This window comes from Amycolatopsis sp. NPDC003731, assembly GCF_053586895.1.
Genome location: NZ_JBSFNC010000036.1, coordinates 21,214 through 46,496, shown reverse-complemented (window position 1 = coordinate 46,496; position 25,283 = coordinate 21,214). Strand labels below are relative to the sequence as shown.

23 protein-coding genes are annotated in these 25,283 nt (G+C 72.3%); 10 read left to right on the top strand and 13 right to left on the bottom strand.

All coding sequences use genetic code 11. The features are described 5' to 3' along the window. Nucleotides 1–3 precede the first annotated feature (3 nt). The 3 genes from ACWDN5_RS17620 (at nucleotide 4) to ACWDN5_RS17610 (ending at nucleotide 6,512) form a co-directional block, all read left to right on the top strand. Nucleotides 4–981, top strand: a complete 978-nt coding sequence (locus ACWDN5_RS17620) for a zinc ribbon domain-containing protein (protein ID WP_449677055.1) — start codon at nucleotides 4–6, stop codon at nucleotides 979–981. 30 nt (nucleotides 982–1,011) lie between these two features. Further along, nucleotides 1,012–5,082 (top strand): VWA domain-containing protein, encoded by a 4,071-nt coding sequence (locus ACWDN5_RS17615; RefSeq protein WP_449677054.1) that lies wholly within the window; start codon nucleotides 1,012–1,014, stop codon nucleotides 5,080–5,082. A gap of 101 nt (nucleotides 5,083–5,183) precedes the next feature. After that, a complete protein-coding gene (locus ACWDN5_RS17610; protein ID WP_310972876.1) occupies nucleotides 5,184–6,512 on the top strand; it encodes a COG1470 family protein in 1,329 nt (442 codons plus the stop codon). A 63-nt stretch (nucleotides 6,513–6,575) separates the two neighbouring features. Here the strand turns inward: ACWDN5_RS17610 and ACWDN5_RS17605 are convergent, their stop codons facing one another. The 4 genes from ACWDN5_RS17605 to ACWDN5_RS17590 form a co-directional block, all read right to left on the bottom strand. Next, complete coding sequence (locus ACWDN5_RS17605; protein ID WP_310972875.1) at nucleotides 6,576–7,202, bottom strand: response regulator transcription factor; 627 nt, start codon at nucleotides 7,200–7,202, stop codon at nucleotides 6,576–6,578. A gap of 106 nt (nucleotides 7,203–7,308) precedes the next feature. After that, nucleotides 7,309–7,959, bottom strand: coding sequence for a response regulator transcription factor (locus ACWDN5_RS17600; protein WP_310972874.1), 651 nt, complete (start codon nucleotides 7,957–7,959; stop codon nucleotides 7,309–7,311). Between the two features lie 3 nt (nucleotides 7,960–7,962). Then, nucleotides 7,963–8,640 carry a sensor histidine kinase gene (locus ACWDN5_RS17595; protein ID WP_310972873.1) on the bottom strand — a complete coding sequence of 226 codons (678 nt, stop codon included), beginning with the start codon at nucleotides 8,638–8,640 and terminating at the stop codon, nucleotides 7,963–7,965. Nucleotides 8,641–9,068: 428 nt separating this feature from the next. After that, the gene (locus ACWDN5_RS17590; protein ID WP_449677053.1) at nucleotides 9,069–9,857 is read right to left on the bottom strand and encodes an alpha/beta fold hydrolase; all 789 of its coding nucleotides are present in this window, start codon (nucleotides 9,855–9,857) and stop codon (nucleotides 9,069–9,071) included. Nucleotides 9,858–9,944: 87 nt separating this feature from the next. Between ACWDN5_RS17590 and ACWDN5_RS17585 the strand changes: the two genes are divergently transcribed. Together ACWDN5_RS17585 and ACWDN5_RS17580 are read left to right on the top strand one after the other, a co-directional pair. Next, nucleotides 9,945–10,367: a MarR family winged helix-turn-helix transcriptional regulator gene (locus tag ACWDN5_RS17585; RefSeq protein ID WP_310972871.1), complete on the top strand. Its 423-nt coding sequence runs from the start codon at nucleotides 9,945–9,947 to the stop codon at nucleotides 10,365–10,367. A gap of 240 nt (nucleotides 10,368–10,607) precedes the next feature. Continuing rightward, entirely contained in the window at nucleotides 10,608–11,120 is a 513-nt protein-coding gene (locus ACWDN5_RS17580; protein ID WP_449677052.1) for a VOC family protein, read from the top strand. 9 nt (nucleotides 11,121–11,129) lie between these two features. On the opposite strand, the gene ACWDN5_RS17575 is transcribed toward ACWDN5_RS17580, so the two are convergent. From ACWDN5_RS17575 to ACWDN5_RS17565, 3 genes are all read right to left on the bottom strand, one after another. Next, entirely contained in the window at nucleotides 11,130–13,670 is a 2,541-nt protein-coding gene (locus tag ACWDN5_RS17575) for a caspase, EACC1-associated type (RefSeq protein ID WP_449677051.1), read from the bottom strand. A 1-nt stretch (nucleotide 13,671) separates the two neighbouring features. Continuing rightward, nucleotides 13,672–14,043: an effector-associated constant component EACC1 gene (locus ACWDN5_RS17570; RefSeq protein WP_310972868.1), complete on the bottom strand. Its 372-nt coding sequence runs from the start codon at nucleotides 14,041–14,043 to the stop codon at nucleotides 13,672–13,674. 108 nt (nucleotides 14,044–14,151) lie between these two features. Next, nucleotides 14,152–15,021, bottom strand: coding sequence for an NAD(P)H-binding protein (locus ACWDN5_RS17565; protein WP_449677050.1), 870 nt, complete (start codon nucleotides 15,019–15,021; stop codon nucleotides 14,152–14,154). A 79-nt stretch (nucleotides 15,022–15,100) separates the two neighbouring features. Here ACWDN5_RS17565 and ACWDN5_RS17560 point away from each other — a divergent pair, with 79 nt between their 5' ends. Beyond that, nucleotides 15,101–15,655, top strand: coding sequence for a TetR/AcrR family transcriptional regulator (locus tag ACWDN5_RS17560; protein WP_449677049.1), 555 nt, complete (start codon nucleotides 15,101–15,103; stop codon nucleotides 15,653–15,655). A gap of 47 nt (nucleotides 15,656–15,702) precedes the next feature. On the opposite strand, the gene ACWDN5_RS17555 is transcribed toward ACWDN5_RS17560, so the two are convergent. From ACWDN5_RS17555 to ACWDN5_RS17535, 5 genes are read right to left on the bottom strand one after another with little or no spacing between them, the layout of a single operon-like run. Next, complete coding sequence (locus ACWDN5_RS17555) at nucleotides 15,703–15,981, bottom strand: HPr family phosphocarrier protein (protein WP_310972865.1); 279 nt, start codon at nucleotides 15,979–15,981, stop codon at nucleotides 15,703–15,705. Nucleotides 15,982–15,992: 11 nt separating this feature from the next. After that, a complete protein-coding gene (locus ACWDN5_RS17550) occupies nucleotides 15,993–17,444 on the bottom strand; it encodes a PTS fructose transporter subunit IIC (protein WP_449677048.1) in 1,452 nt (483 codons plus the stop codon). Further along, on the bottom strand, nucleotides 17,441–17,899 hold the full coding sequence (locus ACWDN5_RS17545; RefSeq protein WP_449677047.1) for a PTS sugar transporter subunit IIA: 459 nt from the start codon (nucleotides 17,897–17,899) through the stop codon (nucleotides 17,441–17,443). Before ACWDN5_RS17545 ends, ACWDN5_RS17550 begins: the two co-directional genes overlap by 4 nt. Further along, complete coding sequence (gene pfkB, locus ACWDN5_RS17540; RefSeq protein ID WP_449677046.1) at nucleotides 17,896–18,840, bottom strand: 1-phosphofructokinase; 945 nt, start codon at nucleotides 18,838–18,840, stop codon at nucleotides 17,896–17,898. Before pfkB ends, ACWDN5_RS17545 begins: the two co-directional genes overlap by 4 nt. After that, nucleotides 18,837–19,598 carry a DeoR/GlpR family DNA-binding transcription regulator gene (locus tag ACWDN5_RS17535; RefSeq protein ID WP_449677045.1) on the bottom strand — a complete coding sequence of 254 codons (762 nt, stop codon included), beginning with the start codon at nucleotides 19,596–19,598 and terminating at the stop codon, nucleotides 18,837–18,839. The genes pfkB and ACWDN5_RS17535 overlap by 4 nt, the downstream gene beginning before the upstream one ends. Before the next feature lie 103 nt (nucleotides 19,599–19,701). On the opposite strand from ACWDN5_RS17535, the gene ptsP reads away from it, so the two are divergent. Beyond that, nucleotides 19,702–21,312, top strand: coding sequence for a phosphoenolpyruvate--protein phosphotransferase (ptsP, locus tag ACWDN5_RS17530; RefSeq protein ID WP_449677044.1), 1,611 nt, complete (start codon nucleotides 19,702–19,704; stop codon nucleotides 21,310–21,312). Here the strand turns inward: ptsP and ACWDN5_RS17525 are convergent. Then, complete coding sequence (locus tag ACWDN5_RS17525; RefSeq protein ID WP_449677043.1) at nucleotides 21,254–22,225, bottom strand: SEFIR domain-containing protein; 972 nt, start codon at nucleotides 22,223–22,225, stop codon at nucleotides 21,254–21,256. The genes ptsP and ACWDN5_RS17525 overlap by 59 nt on opposite strands. Nucleotides 22,226–22,468: 243 nt before the next feature. Between ACWDN5_RS17525 and ACWDN5_RS17520 the strand changes: the two genes are divergently transcribed. Genes ACWDN5_RS17520 through ACWDN5_RS17510 form a run of 3 tightly spaced genes read left to right on the top strand, consistent with a single transcriptional unit; the run spans nucleotide 22,469 to nucleotide 25,281 of the window. After that, nucleotides 22,469–23,038 (top strand): TIR domain-containing protein, encoded by a 570-nt coding sequence (locus tag ACWDN5_RS17520; protein ID WP_449677042.1) that lies wholly within the window; start codon nucleotides 22,469–22,471, stop codon nucleotides 23,036–23,038. A gap of 3 nt (nucleotides 23,039–23,041) precedes the next feature. After that, the gene (locus ACWDN5_RS17515; protein ID WP_449677041.1) at nucleotides 23,042–24,655 is read left to right on the top strand and encodes a CATRA system-associated protein; all 1,614 of its coding nucleotides are present in this window, start codon (nucleotides 23,042–23,044) and stop codon (nucleotides 24,653–24,655) included. Further along, entirely contained in the window at nucleotides 24,652–25,281 is a 630-nt protein-coding gene (locus ACWDN5_RS17510; RefSeq protein WP_449677040.1) for a hypothetical protein, read from the top strand. Before ACWDN5_RS17515 ends, ACWDN5_RS17510 begins: the two co-directional genes overlap by 4 nt. The last annotated feature ends 2 nt before the right edge of the window (nucleotides 25,282–25,283 follow it).

Genomic DNA, 25,283 nt, shown 5'->3' with positions numbered 1-25,283 from the left:
GAGATGGTCATCTACGCGGAGTGCGGGCACCAGGGGCCCGCCGACGTCGAGTTCTGCGGCGAATGCGGCCGCTACTTGAAGTGGGACGACGACGGCCCGGTCGCGGTCAAGGCCCAGCCGGTGGTGCAGCAGCAGGTCGTGCAGCCCGCGGAGCCGATCGCTCCGGTCCGCCAGCCGGTGCAGCAGACCGTGGAGGAACAGGTCCTCAACCCGGGCGACCTGATCTGCGGCCGGTGCGGCAAGGGCAACGCGCCGACCCGCAACTTCTGCAACCGCTGCGGCGCGTCGCTGGCCGAGTCCGAGGTCGTCAAGACGTCGTGGTGGCGGCGGCTGTTCGGCCGCAAGCCGAAGGAGCACAAGGCGGGGGCGCGGCCGGGCAAGGACGGGGTCCGCCGCCGGACCGGCCGGGCCGGGGCCGCGCGCCGGACGGTCGGCAAGGTGATCCGCCGGGCCGTCGCGGTGGCGCTCATCTTCTCGGCGCTGATCTACGCGCTCTACCAGCCGTTCCGCAGCGCGATCAACACCGCGGCGGTGGGCCTGTGGAGCCAGGTGACCGGCATCTTCGAGGCCAAGCTGAACCCGGTCCACCCGATCAAGGTGACCGCGACCGCGCAGGCGAACGGCCACGCGGCCCCGCTGGTCGCCGACAACGCCAAGAACACGTTCTGGGCAGCCCCGGCCGACAAGGAACAGGTGCTGGTGTTCACCTTCGACCACCCGGCGGACCTGCGGAAGGCGATCGTGTACTCCGGCGACGCGGCGAACTTCCCGGCCGCGCACCGGCCGGAGAAGCTGCACCTGGTGTTCTCCACCGGCAAGACCTACGACATGGTGCTGGCCGACACGCCGGACTCCCAGGAAGTCCCGATCGAGAACAGCGAAGGCGCCACGAGCGTCGAGCTGCACGTGACCGGGCTGTACCGCTCGCTCGACGGCACCGACGTCGCGATCTCCGAGATCGAGCTGTTCGAAGCCGGCTGAGCACTCGAAGTCTTTTGGGGAGGACCGACCATGCGCGCGAACCGAGCGGTGGCGGGCATCGCGGTCGTCGCGGTGCTCGGCGGCTGGGCGATCAGCGGAGCGCTCTCGCCGACCGAAGCACAGGCACCGGCGCCGGTGGCCGCGCCGTACCGCGTGGGGTACGTCAGCGACGCCACCACCGGCCTCTACCAGGCCACGGGTGAAGGCGCGGCGCCCGCGTTGCCGGCCGGTGCCGGCAGCGTCGATTCCGACGCGTCCGCGAGCACCGGCGGCCTCGTGTGGGTGAGCCACCGCGCCGCCGCCGGGGGTGCCGAGCGGGACGGCGAGCTGTACTACCTCCCCGACGGCGCCCGGACGGCCGTGCCGCTGACGAACGACGACGCCGTCGACCTGCACCCGGCGCTGTCCCCGGACGGCCGCACGGTCGCGTTCGCCTCCGAACGCACCGGCAGCCGGAAGCTCTTCGTGATCGGCGTGGACGGCCGCGGCCTCCGCCAGGTGACGTCCGGCCCGGCCGCCGACGACTCCCCGAGCTGGTCGCCCGACGGCACCCGCCTGGCCTTCAGCAGCACCCGCGACGACCCGGCCGGGGACATCTACACCGTCCCGGCCGCCGGCGGGACGCCGACGCGCCTGACCGCCGACCCCGCCGCCGACACCCAGCCCGCGTGGGGCCCGGCGCGGATCGCGTTCACCACCACCCGCTTCCACCCGGCCGGCGACGTGGCGCTGGTCGCCGAAACCGGCGGCGCGGTCACCCGCGCGGTCCCCGACCCCGGGGACTCGGCGGAGCCGGCGTGGTCGCGCGACGGCGCCCGGCTGGCCTTCACGACCCGCGCGCAGGACCCGCTCGGCGACGTCAAGGAGATCGCGGGCGGCCGGATCTCGATCATCTCGGCGCTGCCGGACACCGGCGAGACCGAGCCGGCGTTCCGCCCCGACGGCCGTCCGGTGTTCACCGAGCTGCGCACGGGCAGTACCTCGGACATCTGGAGCGCGGACGCCACCGGCGGCGACCGCCGGGACATCACGAACCGCCCCGGCGCCGACGAGTTCGATCCCGCGTTCTCCGCCGACGGCTCCCAGCTGGCCTACTCCCAGGCCGATCCGGGTGAGTCCGTGCAGACCGAGGTCGTCGTGGCGAACGCCGACGGCAGCGCACCCCGCGCGCTGACCGGGCCGCGGGACGGGACCAAACGCGAACAGCACCCGGCCTGGTCGCCGGACGCCACGATGATCGCGTTCACCACCACCGCCATCCGCGGCGAAACCCGCTCCGACACCGTGCGGATCGCCCGCGTGGCGGACGGCCGGATCCTCGGCGAGATCCCGATTCCGCCGTACCTGACCGGCCGCGACACGCAGCCGGTGTGGTCGGCCGACGGCACGAAGATCACCCTGACGCGCGCGGCTTCGCGGATCGCGCCGCCGCCACCGGGGCGGGTGCAGCCGACGGTGGTGGACATGCCGGTCGGGCAGGGCAGTTCCGGCTCGGTGCCCAAGACGGTCCCGACGGACAAGGTCCCGGCGCAGCCGGACATCGTGCTGCTGATGGACCAGACGGGGTCGATGAGCGGGGTCATCGAGAACGTCAAGACGAACCTCGGCAAGGTCGTCGAGGAAGTGCAGAAGGTGCAACCGTCGGCGCACTTCGCGGTGGCCGCGTACGGCGACCGCGTGGACGACCACCCGGTCGAAGGCCCGCCGCCGAACCCGCCGCGGTCGTTCCACGTCCAGCAGCCGCTGACCCCGGCCGACACCGACGAGCAGCGCAAGCTGCTCACCGACGCCTTCGGCCGGATCACCGCCACCGGCGGCGACGACACCGCCGAAGACTGGTACGACGCCCTGGAGAAGGTCTCGACGGGCGCGATCGGTTTCCGCGACACCAGCAACCGGATCGTGGTGCTGGTCGGCGACGCCGCCAGCCACGAGTCGCCCGCCGACGACGAGCGGGGCACGTTCCCGACGACCGCGGCCGTCGTCGACGCGCTGAAGGCCGCGAAGATCCGGGTGGTCGCGGTCCCGGCCGTGACGAGCAGCGGCGGCTCGGAAGGCAGCCTCGCCGGAGAGAACGACGGAGCCCTCGACGGCCGCGGCCAGGCGAGCGCGATCACCAAGGCCACCGACGGCGTCCTGACCGAGAGCACCGACGTCGGCCAGATCAGCACCGCGATCGTCAAGGGGATCACCGATCTCCAGGTGAAGGTGCAGCCGGTGCCGTTCTGCGATCCGGGCCTGACGCTCACGTTCGACCCCGACGGGACGCCGCAGGTGCCCGGCGGCACGGACGCGCACTTCGTCGAGACCGCCACGGTTTCGCCGACCGCGCCGATCGGCGCTTTCCTGCACTGCCGGGTCGAGTTCCGGCTGAACGGCGAGTCCGCCGTCCGGCCCGGCTACACCGAAGACGTCACCGTGCGCGTCAAGGATCCGCGGCTGCCGCTGATCACCGTGCACGACCGGACCGTCACCGGGACCGCGCCCACGGTCATCGAGTACCCGGCGACCGCGATCGACGCCGACCGCGAAACACCGCTCACGCCGTTCTGCACGCCGTCGTCCGCGAGCCTCTTCCCGGTCGGCGCCACCACGGTGACGTGCACGGCGACCGGACGCGGCGGCACCGCGACCGAGACCGCCGTGATGTCCGTCGACCCCGGCGGGGACCGGCAGGAGCTGTGGCAGGTGTCGCTGACCGCCGGACCGGACAGCGTCGTCGCCGGCACCCAGCGGGACCTCTCGCCGTCGTTCGGGGAGCCGTGCGGCACCGGGCGGCAGGGCTCGGCGGACGTCTCGCCGGACGGCGCCGCGCTGGTGTTCCACAACGACCGCCGCCGGCTCTGCGTGGCCCCCGCCGACGGCGGGCCCGGGCGGGTTCTGGTGCAGGACACCGGAACCGTGGACGACCCGGCCTGGTCGCCGGACGGCACGCTCGTCGCCTTCGACAGCGCACCGCCGGAGTCCCGGCCGAGCGTCCGGACCGTGCCGTCGGCCGGCGGTGCGTCGACGGTCCTGATCGCCGGGCCGGGCGGCGCGTCGCAGCCGGCGTTCCAGCGGATCGCCGACGTCGGGGTGACCGCCACCGCCGTCCCGGCCACCATCCCGTTCTCCGGGCTGACGACGTTCGAGTTCGTGGTCACCAACCACGGCGTCGCCGCTTCGCCCGGTGTCGGGCTGTTCGTCCGGCTGACCGCCGGCCTGCGGCCGCAGGCGCCGATCACCAGCGCCGGCACCTGCACGCCGGACCTCGTCTGCAGCTTCGGCGCGCTCGCCCCGGGCGCGAGCGCGCGGGTGCGGTTCAGCGCCACCGGCACCGAACCGGGGGCCCAGGCCGCCACCGGCACGGTCACCACGGCCGGCCAGGACGCCGGCGCGCAGGACGACTCCGCCACGGCTGTGGTCACCGTCGGCCCGAAGCCGGTGCCCCCGGTCACGCCGGGCTCGCTGTCGGTGGGCCTGGCGGTGTCGGCCGTCCCGCTCTTCGTCGGCGGCGACGACGTCGTGCTGACCTTCCTGATGCACAACGGATCCGGGGCACCGATGCCGGACGTCCGCCTGATCACCCAGCTACCGCCGCAGCTGCCGGCCACGTCGGTGGCGACCGGGTGCACGCCGGGCGGCGGCAGCTGTGCGCTCGGGACGCTGGCCCCCGGCCAGACCGTCGAGATCCGGATCTCCCTGGCGGCCAAGGCCGCGGCCGACGCACCGGTGTCCGGCACGGTCGGCACCAGCGGGCCGGACAACAACCCCGGGGACAACACGGCCAGTGGGCGGGTGGTGTTCCGCCAGCCGGTGGTCGCCGTCGATCCGGGCATCGCCCCGCTGGGCTCGGTCCCGCGCGTGACGGGCACGGACTTCCCGCCGGGCGCGACGGTCCGGCTGGCCTGGTCGGACGGGATCTCCGAGACGCCGGGCCTGGCCACCGTGGGCGTCGACGGGCGGTTCGAGGCGCAGTTCCTGGTCTTCCACCACGACCTGATCGGCCCGCGCACGCTGTCGGTCACCTCGGTGAGCGGCCCGAAGTTCGGGACGGCGCAGTCGAGTCCGATCCTGGTGGTGCTGCGCACGGAACAACCACCGTTCATCTCGCGCGGCTGAGCCGCGCGGCGGCCCGCTGCCCGTAGGGGCAACCACCGGCGCACGAGCGCACACCCGTCCGCTGGTGCCGGATCCGCGACACGAAAGGGAGACTTCCGCGCATGGGAGCAACGGCGACGCTGTCCGAGGCCGGCCTGGTCGCGGAGCCCGGCCAGGAGACGAGCTGCACGGTGACCATCCGGAACGCCGGGCAGGTCGTCGACCAGTTCGCGATCGACGTCGTCGGCGACGCGAGTGGCTGGGCCACCGCGGAACCGGCGACGGTCAACCTCATGCCGGGGGAGACCGGGACGGTCACCGTGCGGTTCGCGCCGCCGCGGTCCTCCGACGTGCCCGCCGGGACGATTCCCTTCGGGGTGCGGGTGTTCTCGAGCGAGGACCCGGCCGGCTCGGTCGTCGAGGAAGGCACCGTCGAGCTGGGCGCCTTCACCGAGGTGACCGCCGAGATCGTGCCGGCCAAGGTCGAGGGCGGCTCCAAGGCCGACTTCGAGGTCGCCGTCGACAACCGCGGCAACCGGCCGGTGGCCGTCGAGCTGAGCCCGCTGGACCCGGAGGACGAGCTGGACTTCCGGCTCGAGCGCGACCGGGCCGAGCTGGCGCCGGGCACCGCCGCGTTCATCCGGATGCGGGCCAAGCCGCGGAAGCGCTTCCTGCGCGGGCAGTCCGTCCGGCACCGCTTCCAGGTGTTCGTCACCGCCGAGGGGGCCGAGCCGCTCAAGACCGAAGGCACCATGGTGCAGCGGCAGCTGCTGCCGAAGTGGCTGCTGCCCGCGCTCGCCGCGCTGCTCGTCCTCCTGCTGGCCCTGGTGACGCTGTGGTTCACCGTGTTGCGGCCCGCCGTGAAGTCGGCCGCCCGCGAGGCCGCGCAGGAACAGAACCAGGAGATCGTGAAGGCGGCGCAGGACGCCGGCGCCGGGGCCGACCAGGCGAAGAAGAACGCCGATCAGGCCAAGCAGAACTCCGAGCAGGCGATGAAGGCCGTCGGCCTCACCCCGCCGGGCGACAACCCCGCGCCGCCGGGCTCGGGCCCGGGCGGCACGCCGCCGACCCGCGTCTCGAACGCCGCCGCCGACGGCACGCCGACGGACTTCCGGGTGGCCGCGGACGCGAAGATCGACTCGAACGTCAACCGGTTCGCCGAGTTCCCCTACACGCTGCCGGACCCGGACAAGACGCTGGTGGTCACCGACCTGATTCTGCAGAACCCGCGTGGTGACACCGGAACCCTGCGCCTGCTGCGGGACGCCGGTGGCACCAAGACGGTCCTGCTGGAGGTCGGCCTCTCGAACTTCCGCGACCTCGACCACCACTGGCTGCAGGCCTGGCGGTTCCAGCCGGGGGAGAAGATCGTGCTCGCGGTCAGCTGCCAGAACCCGCCGGACCGCGGCCGCTGCACCCCGTCGGTCTCCTTCTCCGGCCGGGTCGAGTAGACCGTGCCGGCCGCGGCAGACCATCTGGCCGGGCCGCGGTCGACGCGGTTCGGCCACGCGGCACTAGATGAGCCCTTCGCGCATGGCGAACGCCACCGCGTGGGCGCGGTTGCGGAGCTGGAAGCGGTTGGTGATGTCGTGCAGAATCGACTTCACCGTCCGCTCCGAGTAGCTGAGCTGGTCGGCGATCTCCTTGGTCTCGAAGCCGTCGGCGACCAGCCGCAGCACCCGGGTCTCCCGCTGGGACATCCCGGCGAGGTCCCACCCGTTCGGGCGCAGCACGTCCCGCTGCAGCCGGGACACCCGCGACAGCAGGCGGCCGAGCAGGTCGGGCGGCAGCGCACCTTCGCCGACGGCCGCGGCCTTCACCAGCCGCACCAACGTGTCCGGGGTGGCGTCGGCGCGGCGGATGATCGCCGAGACGCCGTTGCCGACGACGTCCAGCAGTTCCGAGTCCTCCACCTCGCCGGCGACCAGGACGACACCCGCGTGGCCGGCGCACTGGAGGCTGCGCAGGAGCTGCCGGGCCTCTTCGTTGAGCCGCTCCACGATGACCAGCACCACCGCGGGCTCGCCGGACTCTTCGTCGGCGAACCGGATTTCGGGACGTGACCGCAGCGCGGCCGTGACGCCCGCGTGGGTGATGGTGTCGGTGGCGTGCAGCAGCACCGGAACCTGGTCGGTGATCATGGGTGTGGCCCTCCCTCGAACGACGTCGGATCGCTCCACCCCCAAGGATCGGGGTGCGGACGCTCGCCGAACAGGGACACGGAGTCCCGATTCGTCCCGCTTTTCGTTACTCCGATCGGGCAATGCCGGCCTCTTTGGCCTTGGCGATGGCCTGGGTGCGGTCGGTGACCCGGAGCTTGCGGAAGATGTGGGACACGTGGTTGCGCACGGTCTTCTGGCTCAGCACCAGCTCTTCGGCGATCGAGGCGTTGCCCATACCCTGGGCGACCAGCCGCAGGATCTCCTTCTCCCGCAACGTCAGCCGCGGGAACGACTCGTCACGCGGGGTCGCCGTCCCGAGCAGCGACAGCACCCGGGTGGCGATCGCCGGGCTGAAGATGGCCTCGCCGTCGCCGATCACCCGGACCGCGCGGATGATCTGCTCGTTGCGCGCGCCCTTGAGCAGGTAGCCGCGGGCGCCCGCGCGCATGGCGGCGAACACCGCGGCCTCGTTCTCGAACATGGTCAGCATGAGGACGCCGGTGTGCGGGCTCGCGCTCACGATCCGCCGCGTCGCCTCGACGCCGTCGAGGTCGGGCAGGTTGAGGTCCATCAGGATGACGTCGGGCTCCAGCCGGCCCGCGTCGGCGACCGCGGTCAGGCCGTCGGCCGCTTCACCGGCGACCTCCAGCCCATCGGTGGCGTCGATCATCGCGCACAGCGCCGCCCGGAAGACGGGGTGGTCGTCCACCACGAGGACGCGCACGGACCCGAACACGGCTCACTTGCCCGCGGCGAGCGGGAGCCAGGCGGCGATCCGCGTGCCCCCGGAGGAAACCGGCTCGACCCGGCAGCCGCCGCCGAGGTCGCCGGCGCGTTCGCGCATCGACCGCAGCCCGGTCCCGCCCACCGCGGGCAGGGCTTCACCGTCGGTGCCGACACCGTCGTCGACGATCTCCACGTGCAGGTCGCCGTCCCGCGGCCAGAGGTGCACGGTGCACTCGCGGGCCCCGGAGTGGCGGGCGACGTTCACCAGTGCCTCGCGGATGATCCGGTAGGCGGTCACCTCGACCTCGGCCGACAGGGGCGGCAGCTCGCCGCGCACCTCGACGGTCACGCGCAGCGGCCCGTGCTCGGCGGGCACGCGCCCGGTGAGCGTGGCGGCGTACCGGCGCACGGCCAGCACCAGCCCGGCCTCGTCGAGCGCGGGCGGCCGCGCGTCGGCCACGATCCGCCGCAGGTCCGTGATCGCGCCGTAGAGCTCGTCTTCGAGCCGGGCCAGCAGGTGCTCGGTGCCCGCCCGGTCCCGCGCGATTAGGTCCCGGGCGGCGCGCAGGCCGAGCACGGCGGCGGTGAGCGTCGGCCCGAGCCCGTCGTGCAGATCGTGGAGCACCCGTTTCAGCCGGTCTTCGTACCCCGCGGGACGACCGAAGTCGGCGACCACGAATGTCCGGCGCATTTTCTCCCCGTCCGCCAGAAATGGTCCGGAACCCCCTGGTGAACCGGGGGAACCAGTTCTCGTGCGGGTAGCCCAGCCGGCTGCTCCGTTTCGTGTAGCGGGATGGTCACCCGCTGTACTAATCGCCGCATCCGGCCCCGGTGTTTCAGCGGGGACCCCCGCGTCAGGTAACGGTATGGTCCCGATGCGGAAACGCTCGTAACGGCGCTGGTCGCGGGGATGATCCGTTCGGCTCAGCAGGTCCGGCCCGGGAACAACGATTCATGAACTGCGCGGTGAACCGGTGGAAATTCGACAGAGCCGAGACGCTGCACTTTCGGGAAGTCGCACGGCGGATGGCGCAAAAGGGCGATGACAATTGGCGGAATGGCAACAGCGCCATTCGCTGTCGTCGTGGTTGAGCCTGTCGCAGGGAGTGCCGGCGTGGCTCAGAGGCCCAGGTCGAGCAGGGCGCCGAGCAGTTCTTCGGGCGTTTCGACCTGCGGCAGGTGGCCGGTCCGGGGGAGCAGGGTGAAGGTCGAGCGCGGGATCGCGGCGGCGTAGGCCTTCCCGTACTCCGGGCCGGCGATGCCGTCGCTCTCGCCCCAGATCACGTGCACCGGGATCCCGATCTCGCCGAGCCGCCCGGCGAGCGCCGGGTCGGCCATCGTGGGGCCGGTGTAGCCGATCAGGGCGCGCACGTCCGGGCTCGGCCCGGTGCCCCCGCCGGCCGGCGGGACCGGGGCCTGGCCGGGGTCGTGGAAGGACAAGGCCCGGATCTCGGGGAGGGACATGCCGCTGATGTCGGTGATCGGGTGCCCTTCGACCTCGATGCCGATCCCGTCGACGATCACCGCGCCGCTGACGCGCGGGCTCTTGAGCAGGGCGATTTCGGCGGCCAGCCAGCCGCCGAAGGAGTTGCCGACCACCGTGACGTCCACGAGGCCGACCCGGTCCAGCAGTTCGACGTACAGCCGGGCCAGTGCGGTCACGCCGGTGAGCGTGTCGGCCTTCGGGGTGCCGGCGAAGCCTGGGTGGGTGGGCAGCAGGACCCGGGAGTGGGTGCGTTCGGCGAGCAGGTCGGCGAACCCGGCCATGGTCGCGACGCCGCCACCTCCGTGCAGGAGCAGGAAAGTGCGGGTGCGGTCGCGGTCGGCGACGGTCACCTCGGCGGCGCCGAGGGAGTGGGTTCCGGTGCGGGTGGGCCGGAGCGAGCCGGCGGCGGGGAGAGTCGTCATGGTTCCTTCTTGGTCTCGACTACCTAAGGAACCTTATATAAGGTTCCTTAGATAAGCAACCTGACTTCGATGGGTTAGGGTGACGGCATGAAGTACCGCCCCGGCGACGTCTCCTTGGCCGTGAAGCGCCTGCAGTACCGCCACCACCGGGCGCTCACCCGGGCGCTGGCGCCGCTGGGCCTTTCGCTCGTGCAGTGGGACACCCTGCGCCACCTGCACCGCAAGCCGGACGCCTCCCTGCACGAACTGGCGGTGCTCACCTTCCAGACCGACCAGTCCTTCGGCTCGCTCGCGACCCGGATGGCGGAGCGCGGGCTGATCGAACGCGTCCCCGGACCGGGGCGGGCCGTGCGGCACCGGCTGACCGACGAGGGCGCCCGCCTGCGGGCCGAGGGCCAGGACCTCGTCGACGGCGTCGTCGAGTCGTCCTTCCGCGACCTGTCGGAGGCCCAGGTCGATCAGCTGGGCGAGCTGCTGGACCGCGCACTGGGACCCGATCCGACCGCATAGGGCGAAAGCGGCCCGGTTTCGCCGGCGGTTGTGCGCGGTGGAAGGCGAAGCGGGCGCCCAGTCCTCATCGACGGGCTGCTCGTCCACCTGCGGACCAGCATGGGCTGCCTCGCGATCGGCACGGTCGCGGGCCCGCTCCTGCCCCTGCGGACCGGCGGCTGAAGAAGCGTCGCCTTGCGGACAAGTCCTGGCCTATATCGCGGTTAGCGTGACGTCACCGACTCGCGAAAGGGACCCACGATGACTGCCAGCCCCGACGGCTACACCTCGGTCGCCCCCTGGATCGTCACCAAGGACACCGGTGCGCTGCTGGACTTCGTCACCGCGGCCTTCGACGGCGTCGAACTGGGCCGGGTGCCGCTGGAGGACGGCAGCATCGGGCACGCCGAAATCCGGATCGGCGACACCGTCGTGCTCGCGTTCGACCAGCACGACGACTGGCCGGACCTGCCGTCGCTGCTGCGCGTCTTCGTGCCCGATGCCGACGTCGCGTTCACGGCCGCGCTGAAGGCGGGCGGTCGGGAGGTGACCGCGTTGTCGGACAACGCCTTCGGCCAGCGCGGCGGCCGGATCCGCGACCCCTTCGGCAACATCTGGTGGATCACCGCGGCCGTCGAAACCGTCGCCCCGGAAGAAGGCATGCGCCGGCTGGAGGAACCCCGGTACCAGAACCAGATGCGGTTCGCCCAGGAAACTCTCGACGCCGAGCTCAGCGGCCGGGCGCGGGGACGGGCCAGCGCGGTGCTCCGGTAACGGCCCGCCTCAGCGTGGGCTGGGCGGCGGGAACGGCGGCGCGGCCACCTTGACCCGGGCCAGTGCCAGCCGCGGATCCGACCGGGCCACCGAGCGGGCCGCCTGCCCGTCCACGACGATGTGCGCTTCCCGGCCGGAATCGAGCTCCTTGGCCGCGACCCGGACGCTGTCGTCGACCTCGACGTCGATGGTCACCTCGATCCGGGGCACTCCGCGTGCGGCGGGGACGAGTCCGCCCAGCGTGAAGGTGGCCAGCTTCCGGGTGCGGGCCGCCGCCTTCCCGTCGCCTTCGTGCAGGTGGATCTGCACTTCGGACTGGTTGTCGTGCGTCGTCGTGAAGATCTCCGAGCGTTTGGCCGGGACGGTGGTGTTCCGCTCGATGAGGGTGGTGAGCTCGCCGTCGGTCGTTTCGATGGCGAGTGACCACGAAGTGGCGTCGACCAGCAACGTGTCCCGGGTCTCGCCGCGGACGATCGCGGCCTGGATCGCCGCGCCGAGGGCGACGCCGTCCGGGATCAGGCCGCGGCGCGGCACGGTGCCGGTCAGCTCGGCGACGAGGGTGCCGATCGCGGGCATCCGGCTGGCGCCGCCGACCAGCAGGACCTGGTCGAGCTCCGCGATCCGGACTTCGGCGTCGCGCAGCGCCGTCTCGATGGGCTGCTTGACGCGGGCGAGCAGATCACCGGTCAGCTGCTCGAAGTGCGCGCGCGTCAGCTGTTCCTCCAGCGAGAGACCGCCGGCCAGGTAGGGCACGCTGATCGTGGTGACCCGCGCGGCGGACAACTCGATCTTCGCTCGCTCGGCGGCCTCGCGCAGGCGCCGCATCGCCGCTTCGTCGGAAGCCGGGTCGATGCCGTGCGCGGTCCGGAAGCGGGCGGCCAGCCAGTCGGTGATCCGGGCGTCCCAATCGTCGCCGCCCAGCCGGTCGTCGCCGCTGCCGGCCGCCACGTCGGCGATGACCGTGCTGTCCGGGGACCACTCGTCGGGCGGGACGAACTCGACGCTCAGCACCGAGACGTCGAAGGTCCCGCCGCCGAGGTCGACGACCAGGACGGTCTGGCTGGTGACGTCCTTGTCCAGGCCGTACGCCAGTGCCGCCGCGTTCGGTTCGTTCAGGACCCGCCGCACGGTCAGCCCGGCCGTCCGCGCCGCGTCCACGAGCGCCCGCCGTTCGAGAAGCCCGAAGTGGGCGGGCACGGTGAGGGCGACCTCGTCGATGGTGCCGCGCAGGACGCGCTCGGCGTCCTGTTTGAGGTGGGCGAGGATGACGCCGGCGATGTCCTCGGCGGTGAGCCGGCGGCCGTCGACCTCGGTGGACCAGCCGGTGCCGAGCCGGAGCTTGATCGACGAGAACGTCCGCGCGGGGTTCGTCACGGCCTGGTTCTTCGCGCGCTCGCCGACCAGCCACTCGCCGCCCGCGGTCAGGGCCGCGACGCTCGGGGTCGTCCGGTGGCCGAATTCGTTCGGCACGATCCGGCATTCCCCGTCGGTGAAGACGGCGACCGACGAGTTGGTGGTGCCGAAGTCGATGCCGACCGCGCGGTAGTGCTCGGTCCAGGTCTCCGGCACCGACGGCAGCCGCAGTTCGCCGAGCCCGCGCTCGAACCACATCGTCCGGGCCTGCCCGGCGACCCCGGGATCGGGATCGGTGGCGAGCCGGGCGAGCAGCTCTTCGGCGGCGGAGCGGACTTCCTCCCGCCGGCTGGCGAGCAGGTTCTCCAGTTCGTGGACGACCCCGATCCGCTGCCAGGGCAGCGGGCTGAGACTCGCCTGCACGAGCTCGGCGGGCAGCCGGGCCCCGGCGACGCGAGCGTTGTGGGCCAGCATGATCGTGCCTTCGGCACTGGACACGCTGCGGGTGGGCGTCTGGTTCGGCTGCCGCGCGCGGACTTCGCGGTAGACGTAGTCGTAGAGTTCGTCGACGCTGATCCGGCCGTCGCGGTCGAGGTCGGCGTCCCCGGTGGCCAGGCCGTCCACGATCGCGCGGGTGAAGATCGACGGCTCGGCCGTGTCCCGGCTCGTCGCCATCGATTCGTGGCTGAACTGCAGGGCGTTGGCGGCGGTGATCACCACCCGGCCCTTGCCGCCGAACGCCTCGGCCACGTCGACCGAGTCGTCACCCGCGCGGGTGCGCAGGCCGCGGCTGTAGGCGCCGCTGTAGCAGCAGTCCAGGAAGACGACGACCTGACCGGACCGGCAGCTCTCGACCTGATCGCTGACGAAGGTGCAGTCGACGCCGGTCGAGGCCAGGTACTCGCGTTCGGTGTCGGACCCGACGAGGAACAGCCGGTTGTCCCGGTTCTTCATGCCGTGGCAGGACAGGTGCAGCCAGAGCAGGTCTTCGCGCTCGGCCTGCTGGAAGAAGGCCTCGATCGCACGCCGGAACGCGGTGCCGCCGGCGTCGCGCAGGACGGTGACCTCGAAACCGCCGATCCCGGGCTGCGTGAGGACGTCGGACAGCGCGGTGGCGTCCTCGGCCGCCCCGGGCAGCTCGGCGAACAGCGGGTCCTGGTAGTGCTGGTTGGCGACGATCAGGCAGCGGCGGGCCATGTCAGCTCTCGGTGTGCCGATCCAGGAACGCCCGCACGAGCGCGTCCTGCTGCGCGCGGCTCGCCGCGGTGAGTTCGATGCTGTCCTCGCCGCACTTGATGGTCACCGAGCCGCGCTTCTGCCGTTCCAGCCAGCTCTTGACGACATCGACGACCGCGCGGAGCACCACGGGCGAAGAAACGAGCCCGACGAGCGTCCCGACGGCGGCAGCGGTACCGCTGCGCGTGCCGGGCTCGGCCGCGGTGCCGGGCCGGCCGAGCCGGTCGAAGTCGAGCAGGCCCAGTTCGTCCTGGAGACGGTCACTCGCGTCCGAGATCTCCGCGAGGTCGCCGTCCCACCCACCGACGACCAGTTCGATCTCGTGCTGTGCCACGGCTGCTCCCTACGTTCCGCGAGGATCCGCTCGACGGTGAAGTCGGCCGTGTCCCGGGGGCGTTACGCCGCAGCGGTGCCGTTGCTGTCCGGCTTTCGGCCGAGCCGCTCAGAGCGCGGGCACCACCACCTCCCGGCACCAGGTCCGGAAGCTCGTCGGCGCGATCGCCGCCGTGGCCCAGTCGGCGTCGTAGATGCCCTCGTCCTGGGCCGCGAACATTTCGACCGCGTCCGCGACCACCCGCTCGCTCGCGCCCTGGGTGCGGCGCAGGGCGGCGAACTCGGCCAGGGTGAGGCGCTGGTAGGCGACCGGCCGGCCGAGCTCCTCGCTCAGCACCCCGGCCATGCCGTCGGGGGTGAGCCGGTCCGGGCCGAACAGCGGAACGTCGGTCTGCCCGGTCCAGGAGAGGTCCGCCAGCAGGCCGGCGGCGGTGGCGGCGATGTCGCGGGTTGCGATCGTGGCGAGCGGCTGGTCGCCGGCGCAGGTCAGGGCGAACGTGCCGCGTTCGCGGATTGCGGCGAGCTGCCCGAGCAGGTTCTCCATGTAGAAGGGCGGGGACACGGCCCGGTAGGCCGCGCCCGAGCTCCGGAGCTCGGTGTCCATGGCGAAGGCCGCGGAAAGGACGCCCGCCGGCTTGGGCCAGCCGTGTCCGGCGCTGCTGACCGCGACGACGTGCCTGACGTCGTGGCGGCGGACCGCCGCGGCGCCGGCCCGGGCGAAGGCGAGGTAGTGGTCTTCCGCGCTCGCCGCGGCGGGATCCGGCGGCACCAGCCAGAACAGCGCGTCGGCGCCGGACAGTGCCGCGTCGAGCACGGCCGGGTCGTCGTGGGCCCCCTCGACCACGTCGACCTGCTCGCGGACGTCGTCGTCCAGGCGGGCGGCGTTCCGGACGACGACCTCGACCTTGCTGCCCCCGGCGAGCAGGTGCCGGACGAGCCGGCGGCCGACCTTGCCGGTCGGGGTGGTCACGACGATCATGGAGGCTCCTAAGCTGAAGATGAATTCCGGTTCCGAATATAGCCTGGAAGCCGGCGTCGTCAAGTACGCTGAGGCGACCATGACCGCTTCCCGACGTGTGCTGCGCGCCGACGCCCGGCGCAACCGCGACGCCATCCTCGACGCCGCCGGCGAGCTGTTCGCCCAGCGCGGCGACGCCGTCCAGATGGAGGAGATCGCCGAGCGCGCCGGGCTGGGCGTCGGCACCCTTTACCGGCACTTCGCCGACAAGCAAGCCCTGCGTGCGGCGATCATCGGCCGCCGGTTCGAGGAGATGACCTTCCTCGCCGAGGCCGCCGAAGCAGCGGCGGACCCCTGGGCGGCGTTCGAGGCGCTGCTCTACGGCTACCTGGAAGCGGCCGAGCCCGACGCCGCGTTCCGGTTCGCCATCCTCGGCCCGGACGAACCGAGCTGGGCCGACATCGAGGAACAGAAGGCGGTGTTCTCGGCGATCGTCGGCCGCATCGTGCGACGCGCGGTCGAAGCCGGCCGGCTGCGCGCCGACTTCGGCCCCGGGGACTTCGTCCTCATCACCCGCGCGGCCATGGCCAACATGGCGGGCGACGGCCGGTGGCGCCGGCTGCTCGACCTCCAGCTGGAGGGGATCCGCGCCTGAACACGCGGCGAGGGCGCGGCACCCGCGTGCCGCGCCCTCGTGGTGTGTTACGCGTCCAGGTCCCGGGCGATCAGCTCGGCCAGCGCGTCCACCGACGTCCGGGCCTGGTCGCCCTCGGCGCTCAGCTCCACCTCGTCCCCGAAACCCGCGCCCAGTGTCATGAGGCCCAGGACACTCGCGGCGTCGACGGCGTCACCCACGACCCCGTCACTGACCTTCGCGATCCGGACCTTCACGGGCTGGTCGGCCGCGGTCCGGGCGACCAGGCCCGCGGGCCGGGCGTGGAGCCCGACGCTGCTGGCGACGAGCGTACGGCGTTGGTACACAATGGACTCCTTCACGCGTTGACGGGCTGACCGGACACAGCGGCGGAACGTTCGACAGCACGGAATCGGACCTGCTTCAGCGCGATCACCGACCCCGCCGCGACCAGCGTCCCGGCGATCAGCGCCACCAGGAACAGCAGCGGGTTGCCGATCAGCGGGAGCACGAAGATCCCGCCGTGCGGGGCGCGCAGCGTCGCCCCGAAGGCCATCGACAGCGAACCCGTGACCGCCGAACCGAGCATGATCGAGGGGATCACGCGGAACGGGTCCGCCGCGGCGAACGGGATCGCGCCCTCGGTGATGAACGACGCCCCGAGCAGCCAGGCCGCGCGGCCGTTCTCGCGCTCGGCCTCGGTGAACAGCTTCTTGCGGACCGTCGAGGCCAGTGCGAGCGCCAGCGGCGGCACCATGCCGGCCGCCATCACCGCGGCCATGATCTGCAATGAGCCCGTGGCACCGGTGGTCAGGCCGCCGACGGCGAAGGTGTACGCCGCCTTGTTGACCGGGCCGCCCATGTCGAACGCCATCATCAGGCCCAGCAGCGCGCCCAGCAGCAGGGCACTGGCGCCGCTGAGGCTGTTGAGCCAGTTCGTCAGCCCGCTCGTCGCGGCCGCCATCGGCTTGCCGACCACGACGTACATCAGCACACCGACCACAATGGACCCGAGCAGCGGGTAGACGACCACCGGCATGATCCCGCGCATCGCCTTCGGCACCTGGATCTTCTTCAGCGCCAGCACCACACCGCCGGCCAGCAGACCGGCGACCAGGCCGCCGAGGAACCCGGCACCCACGGTGACGGCGATCGCGCCGCCCACGAAACCGGGGGCGATCGCCGGGCGGTCGGCCATCGCGAACGCGATGAACCCGGCCAGCACCGGCACCAGGAAGTCGAACGCGGCACTGCCGATCTGGAACATCAGCGCGGCCCAGCCGGCCACCGACCCCGCGTCGAAGTGCTCGGTGACCTTCGGCGCGTCGACGATCTTGTAGCCACCCAGGGCGAAGCTCAGCGCGATGAGCAGGCCACCCGCGGCGACGAACGGGATCAGGTAGCTGACACCGGTCATCAGCCACTGCCGGACCTTGGTCCCGGCCTTGTCGTTCGCGCCGACCTTCGAGGTCAGCTCCGGGGCGGCCGGCGCGGCGGGCGCGGGCTCCCGGGCCGCGGCCTTGGCGCGCTCGAACAGCCCGGCCGCGTCGTTGATCGCGGCCTTGACCGGCGCCTCGACGATCGGCTTCCCGGCGAACCGGTCCCGGCCCTGCACCGCGAGGTCCGCGGCGAAGATGACGGCGTCCGCGCTCGCGATGTCTTCGGCGGACAACGGCTCGGACCCGGCCGAACCCTGCGTCTCGACGACGATCTCGTCGCCGTTGGCCTTGGCGGTCTGCTCCAGGGACTCGGCCGCCATGTAGGTGTGGGCGATCCCGGTGGGACAGGCGGTGATGGCGACGAACTTCACGAGGGGGACACCTCCTGGCGGATGTAGCCGGCGACGGCCGCGGCGTCGGTGGCGTCCAGCAGGTGCTGCTTGAACTCCGCCCGGACGAGCCGCCGGGCGAGGGCGGCCAGGACCTTGAGGTGGTCGCTGCCGCCGCCTTCCGGCGCGGCGATGAGGAAGATCAGCTTCGCCGGGCCGTCCGGCGCGCCGAAGTCGATGCCCGCGTCGCTGCGGCCGAAACCCAGCGTCGGCGCGGTGACCGCGGCCGAGCGGCAGTGCGGGATGCCGATGCCGCCTTCGAGCCCGGTGGCCATCTGCGCCTCGCGGGCGGCGACGTCCTCGAGGAACAGGTCGAGGTCGGTCACCCGCCCGGCGGAGACGAGCCGCTCGGCGAGCGCGCGGACGGCTCCGTGGGAGTCGGTCGCGGCCAGGCCGAGGTCGACCAGGTCGGCGGTGATCAGGTCTGGGGTGGTCATGCGGCGGCTCCGCTGAGGGTGAAGGTGGGATCGGCGTCGAGCACGCGCACCAGATCGGGGTGCACGTCCTCCGGCGTGGGCATGCGGCTGCCCTCCTGCGTGACCGCGGCGGTGCCGTAGGCGACCGCGGTCCGCAGGGCTTGGGGGCCGGTTCCTCCCGCGTGGAGGAACCCGGCGAGTGCGGCGTCTCCGGCGCCGACGGTGCTGCGCACGGCCACCAGCGGGCCGAGCGCGTGGTGCGTCGCGGACTCCTCGACGAGCACCGCGCCGCGCGCGCCCAGGCTGACCAGCACGCGGCCGACGCCGCCGGTGATCAGCTCCCGGCAGAAGGTGACGACGTCGCCAAGCAGCGGAAGCGGGCGGCCGGCGAGCTCGATCAGCTCGTCGAGGTTCGGCTTGAGCAGGTCCGGGCCGCTCGCGCAGGCGGCGGCGAGTGACGCGCCGGAGGAGTCGACGGCGACCTTCGCCCCGGCTTCGCGGGCGAGCTTCGTCAGCCGCGCGTACAAGTCGTCGGGCACACCGGCCGGGAGGCTTCCGCAGCACACCAGCCATTCGCCGCGCGCGGCCAGTTCGACGGCGCGGCGTTCGAGGGTGGCGAGCTCGGCGGGGGAGAACTCCGGGCCCGGCTCGTTGATCTTGGTCGTGGTCCCGTCGGCCTCGACGAGCGTGATGTTGCTGCGGGTCGACCCGGCGATCGGCACGGCGACGACCGGGACGCCTTCGGGGGCGAGCAGGTCGGACAGCCGCTCGCCGACCGGGCCGCCGGCGGGCAGCAGCGCGACGGTCGGGGTCCCGGCGGCGGCCAGCGCGCGGGCGACGTTCACGCCTTTGCCGCCGGGGTCGAGCCGGACGCCTTCGGCCCGGTTGACTTCGCCGCGGTGCAGGCCGGTCAGCCGCAACGTCCGGTCGAGGCTGGGGTTGGGGGTGACGGTGACGATCACGCCAGCACCACCTCCGGGCCCGCTTCTTCGAGTTCGGCCACCGCGCCGGCGTCGATGCCGCTGTCGGTGACCAGCACGTCGATCTCGGCCAGCCGCGCGAACCGGCTGAGCTGGTCGGTGCCGTACTTGCTGTGGTCGGCCAGCAGCACCCGCTTGCGCGCCGCGGCGACGACGGCGGCCTTCACGGCGGACTCGGCCATGTCCGGCGTCGTGCAGCCGTGCTCGGCGGAAAAGCCGTTGGCGCCGAGGAAAGCGACGTCGACGAGCAGGTCTTCGAGCGCGCGCAGCGTCCAGGCTTCGACCGCCGCGAGCGTGGTCCCGCGGACCCGGCCGCCCAGGATGTGGAGCGTGATGCCCGGGCGGGTGGCGAGGATCGAGGCGACCGGGATCGAGTTGGTGATCACCGTCAGCTCGCGGTCGGCCGGCAGCAGCGTCGCGAGCCTGCTGGTGGTGGTGCCCGCGTCGAGCAGGATGGAGCCGCGGTCGGGCACCAGGTCGAGTGCGGCCCGGGCGATCGCGTCCTTTTCCGCGGCGTTGGTCTGGTCCCGCTGCGCGACCTCGGGTTCGAAGTCGAGCCGCTCGACCGCGACCGCGCCGCCGTACACGCGGCGGACCACGCCCTGGCGTTCGAGGACGCCGAGGTCGCGGCGGATGGTCTCGGGGGCGACACCGAGTTCGGCGGCGACGTCACCGACGTCGACGCGGCCGTCACGTCGTGCGCGTTGCGCCAGGAGCTGATGCCGTTCGGCGGCGTACATGCCCGTTCCTCTCCGATGTTTGCCCGTTGCCGTTTGATTGTGCCCGTTGTTACCGTACTGTCAATCCCCAGTTACGAGATCCTTTGCTCCTGGAGGTCCTGCAATGCCGCTGTCCGGAGTCGGAGTGAGCCCTGGCCGGGTCGACGGCCCGCGCGTCCTCGTGGCCGCTGACCTGCCCGAACCCGCTTCCACACCCGCTCCGGCGGATCTCGAAGCCGAAGCGGGCAAGATCGGGCAGGCAGCGGCTTCGGTGGCGGCCGCGTTGTCCGATCGTGCCCGTTCCGTGTCCGGAGATGCCCGATCGGTGCTGGCAACGACGGCCGCGATGGCCGCCGACCCGGCGTTGACCGCGTCCGCCGAGAAGCTCGTCCGCACACGCTCACTTCCGGCGACGCGGGCCGTGTGGGAAGCGGCGGGGGAGTTCATGACGGCGCTGCAGGCCGCGGGCGGCTACCTGGCCGAACGCGCCCGGGACGTCGCCGACGTCCGAGACCGGATCATCGCGGCCCTGCTCGGCGTGGCCCCGCCCGGCGTGCCCGACCTGACGTCGCCGAGCGTCCTGGTGGCCCGCGACCTCGCCCCGGCCGACACGGCCGGCCTCGACCCCGACCTGGTCCTGGCGCTGGTGACGGCGGAAGGCGGCCCGACGAGCCACACCGCGATCCTGGCCCGGGCGCTGGGCATTCCCGCCGTGGTGGCGTGCGCCGGAGTGCTGGAGCTGGACAGCCCGGGCCTCGCGGTCGACGGGACGGCGGGCACGGTGACGCCGTCGGACGGCACGGTCCGGGCGCCGGCCCGGACGTCCCGCCCGGAGTGGGACGGCATCGGCCGCCTCGCCGACGGCCACCGCGTCAAGCTGCTGGCCAACGTGGGCTCGGCGGCGGACGCCTCGGCTGCGGCCGCGGCCGGCGCCGAGGGTGTCGGGCTGTTCCGCACCGAATTCTGTTACCTCACCGCGGCTTCCGAGCCGACGGAGGCCGAGCAGCGGGCGGCGTACGCGGCGGTGCTGGCCCCGTTCGCGGGCCAGCCGGTCGTCGTCCGCACGCTGGACGCGGGGTCCGACAAGCCGCTGGCGTTCCTGCCGATGGGCGAGGAACCCAACCCGGCATTGGGTGTCCGCGGCCTGCGCGTGGCCTTCGACCGCCCGGACCTGCTGGACCGCCAGCTGTCGGCGATCGCGGCGGCGGCCGGGGACACAGGGGTGGAGCTGTCGGTGATGGTCCCGATGGTGGCCACGGCGGCGGAGGCGGCGTGGTTCGCCACGCGCGCCCGCGCGGCGGGGATCACCCGGGTGGGCGTGATGATCGAGATCCCGGCGGCGGCGTTGTGCGCGCAGGAGATTCTCGCGGAGGTCGACTTCGTCTCGCTGGGAACGAACGACCTGGCCCAGTACGTGTTCGCGGCGGACCGCCAGCTGGGCGCGGTGGCGGCGTTGAACGACCCGCACCAGCCGGCGTTGCTGCGCCTGGTGGGAATGGTCACGCGGGCCGGAGCGGAGGCGGGCAAACCGGTGGGGGTGTGCGGCGAGGCGGCGGCGGACCCGACGCTGGCGCCGGTACTGGTGGGGCTGGGCGTGACGTCGCTGTCGATGAACGCGGTAGCCCTGGCGGGCGTGGGCGCGGCGTTGCGCGAGGTGGACCTCGAGACGTGCCGCGTCAGGTCACGGTCGGATCGCCCAGACCCAGCTCGGGTGGCCGGGCGTTCCGCGGGGTGACGACGACGGCCGCGGAACGAAGCGGTGACGCCTGTTGCGGCCGGGACAGCTCCACCCGCAACAGGCGGGCGCCGGTCACCTCCAGGTCGATGACGGCGGGTTTCCCGGCCGAGACGTCGTGTTCGGACCGCGGGGTCCCGTCGAGCACCACGCGGACCCGGCCGACCTGGAACGCGTCCGCGGCGTCGTCGAGCACCCCGGCGACGGTGGTGAACCGCCGGTAGTTGCCGCCGAGGTCCAGTTCGACGAACCCCGGGCCGGTGACCGACGGCGAACCCGGCCGCAAGACGATGCTCTGTTCGTAGCGCACGCCGCCGATGTCCGCGGCCGCGCGTTTCACGCCGTTGCTGGCGCACAGCCACGGCAGCTCGCCAACCGGAACGTGCCGTTCCTCGCGGGCCCCGCCCAGCCAGGCGCCGCGCCGGGGCATCGGATACTGGCCCTGCCCGGTGATCGCCGTCAGCAGGTCGGCCACGCCGGCCGGCGTGAATTCGGAGACCTCGTACCGGGTCGTCGAGTGGGCGTTGAGGAAGGACGGGATCTCGTCGATCGAGCGGCCGGGCAGCACGACCGGCAGCACCCGTTCGGTCTGGCGACGCAGGTCCCGGGTCAGGTTGTCCCGGATGATCGCCGCCTCGAACTGGGCGCCCCGCCCTTCGTGGGGCAGCGCGGTGCCGTCGGCGCGGCGCTTGTAGTCGGGGGAGGCGATGACCAGGATGAAGTCCGCCTTTTCGAGGTTTTCCGTGGCCCACAACGACCAATCCCGGCGCACGGAGTCGTACCATGCGTCGAGGTGCACGTCCAGGCCGATCTGCGTGCGCAGGAACGCCGCGAACCGGTGCACGAGTTCCTTGTGCTCCGGGGTGTCGTGCGAGTAGGTCACGAACACCCGGGGCGCGGAACGGTCGGGCATTGGCGCCCCTTCGCGTCGAGTCGGTGAATAACCGATTCCACTGATCGGCCATTCGGGAAGCTGCCCTGTCATTTATCGGTCACATGTGCGTTTGTCAAGCTTTTCGGAGCGGGCGGCGACATTGTCCGCCGGTGGCCAGGTATTGGCATCTTTCTGTCCGGTTTCGAGCCTTCTCGCAGCGTGCGGGACCGGCCTAGGATGGGCCGTTGCCTGGTGGGGAGCGGTGAAGGAGCGAAGGCACGCGTGTACGAGTACGACGTGTTCATCAGCTATCAACGCGCCGGCCGGGACATTTCGGCGTGGGTGAAGAATCATTTCCGGCCCCGGCTGGCCGAAGTGCTCGACAACAACTTCTACCGGGACGTCCGGATTTTCTGCGACGACCAGGTCCGCACCGGCGCGAGCTGGGCGGGGGAGGTGCGCACCGCGTTGCTGCGCACCCGGGTGCTGGTGCCGGTGTGCTCACCCAAGTACTTCCGGGACGAATGGTGCCTGGCCGAGTGGCATTCCATGGCCAAGCGGGAAGCGCTGACCACGCGCACGCGGCCGCTGATCTACCCGGTGATCTTCTGCGATTCCCGGAACTTCCCGGGGTGGGCCCACGAGCGGCGCATGCGTGACCTGCAGCAGTGGAACCACCCCTTCGAACACTTCCAGGCCGCGCCGGCGTACCTCGACTTCAACCGCAAGATCACCGAGATCGCCGACGAGCTCGAGGAACTCATCGAACGGGCGCCGGACTGGCGGGAGGACTGGCCGGTGCACACCCCGGCTCCCGAGCCGTCCCCCACGGCGCGGATGCCGAGGTTCTGACGGATGCCGGGGTCGGTGTTCACCTTCTACTCCTACAAGGGCGGCGTCGGCCGCAGCTTCACGTTGGCCAACATCGCCGTGCTGCTCGCCCGCTGGGGGCACCGGGTGCTCTGCCTGGACTGGGACCTGGAAGCCCCCGGCCTCGGCGACTACTTCCGGCCGCGGCTGCCCGGCAAGCCCCGCGGCGGCGTGGTGGACCTCGTCACCGGCTTCCGGGAAGGCCGGTTCGCCCCGGAAGCCCACGTGCTGAGACTGCGGAGGGCCGGCGCGCTCGACTTCATCGCCGCCGGGCGCGAGGACGACGGCTACATCGGGCAGGTCCAGGCGATCGACTGGGAAGGCCTGTACGACGAGGGGTTCGGCGAATACCTCGAGAAGTGCCGCGAGCAGTGGACGAACGACTACGACTTCGTGCTCATCGACAGCCGCACCGGGATCTCCGACATCGGCAGCATCTGCACCGCGCACCTGCCGGACCACCTCGTGGTGCTGTTCACGGCGAACCAGCAGAGCATCCGCGGGGCGATGGACCTCGCCGGACGCGCGGACGAGGCGCGGAACCTGCTGCCCTACGACCGCTCGCGGCTAACGGTGCTGCCGGTCCTGTCGCGCTTCGACAGCCGGGAGGAGTACGGCCGGTCGGAGGAGTGGCGGAAGACGGTCGTCGCGGAGACGGCCGAGCTGTACCGGGCGTGGCTCGACCAGGGTGTCGCACCGGAGACGATGTCGCGGCACCTGACGCTGCCGTACGTGTCGTACTGGAGTTTCGGCGAGCAATTGCCGGTGCTGTCGGAGAAGACGCCGAGCGCGGACCAGATCGGCTTCGCCCTCGAAACCGTGGCGGCGGTGATCGCCTACCGCCTCGACCGCACGGAACTGCTGGCGGAGAACCGCGATGCCTACGTGGCGGCCGTGCGCGCGAGCCATCGGAAGTTCAAGCACGAACTGCGGGTCAGCATCCCGCGGCCGTTCGTCCAGCCCGGCGGCGAGCTGATCGCGGAACTGGGGAAGCTGGGCGTCCGGGCGGTGAAGTCGCTGTCGGGCGACCAGTCGCTGCTGGAACGGACCGAGGACGACGCCCGGCACCTGTGCCTGATCGTCGACGGCAAGGTGAGCCGCTGGCAGCAGGCCGAAGTCGAGCTCTTCCTGCAGCGGTCGCTCGGCCAGGACCGCCGCGTGATCCCGATCCTGACGCCGGGCACCGAGGCCGCCGGACTCTCCGGGTACGTGGGCAACCTCCGCTACCTGCGCCTCGGCGCCCGTGGCCCGGCCGGCGTCGCCCAGGACCTGGTCGCCCAGCTCCGCGGCGGGCCCCCGCAGGCGGACGACGATTCCCCGCTTCCGGCACTCCTCGCCCAGGTCCGCGGAGCACGGCTGAGCCCATCCCGCTGGGGCCTGGTCGAAGAGCTGGTGGCGGACCTGCAGGCGACGGCCGAAGCGGGCGACGACCGCCACCTGAGCGAATTGGCCGCGGACCTGGCGGCGGCGGCCAGGCCCCGTTCCCGGGCCGGCGTCCAAACGCCGATCCTCGCGCACACCCGCGGGTCGATCGACTTGCTGCTGCGCACGCTCGCCCAGACCGCGACGAAGGCGAATCACCGGAAGGATGTCGGATGACCGACCGCTTGGGACACAAACAGACCGCGGCGATGTTCACGCTGATGGTCCTGGGCCGCGAAGTACCCAATCCGGAGCTGAAGGAGCTGGTGGGGTTCACCCTCACCGGCAAGGAACGCACGCAGCTGAAAGACGCCGGGTACATCACCAGTGAGCAGGTCGGCCGTCCGTTCGTCCACGAGCTGACCGACCGCGGCTGGGCCTGGTGCGAGAAGGAGCTCGGGGCGAAGACCCCACCGCCGCCCCGGCCGCAGAGCACCCTCTGCTCGGTGCTGTACCTCGTCCTCGGTGGCTTCGACGAGTTCCGCCGCCATCGGAACCTGCACCTGGCCGACATTTTCGGGGCGCCGACGGCGCCCGAACCGGTCGAAGACCTCGAAACCCGCATCCGGGTCGCCTACCGCGAACTCGTGAAGGAGCCGCGCGGCTGGGTCGGGCTGGTCGACCTGCGGCCGAAACTCGGCGCGCCGGCCGCGGAAGTCGATGCGGTGCTCAAGGAACTGAGCCGCACCGGGAAGGTGCACCTGGTCCCGGAGGACAACCGCAAGGCCCTCAAGCCGGCCGACCACGAGGCGGCGATCCGCATCGGCGGCGAAGACAACCACTTCGTTTCGTTCGAGGCGTGATC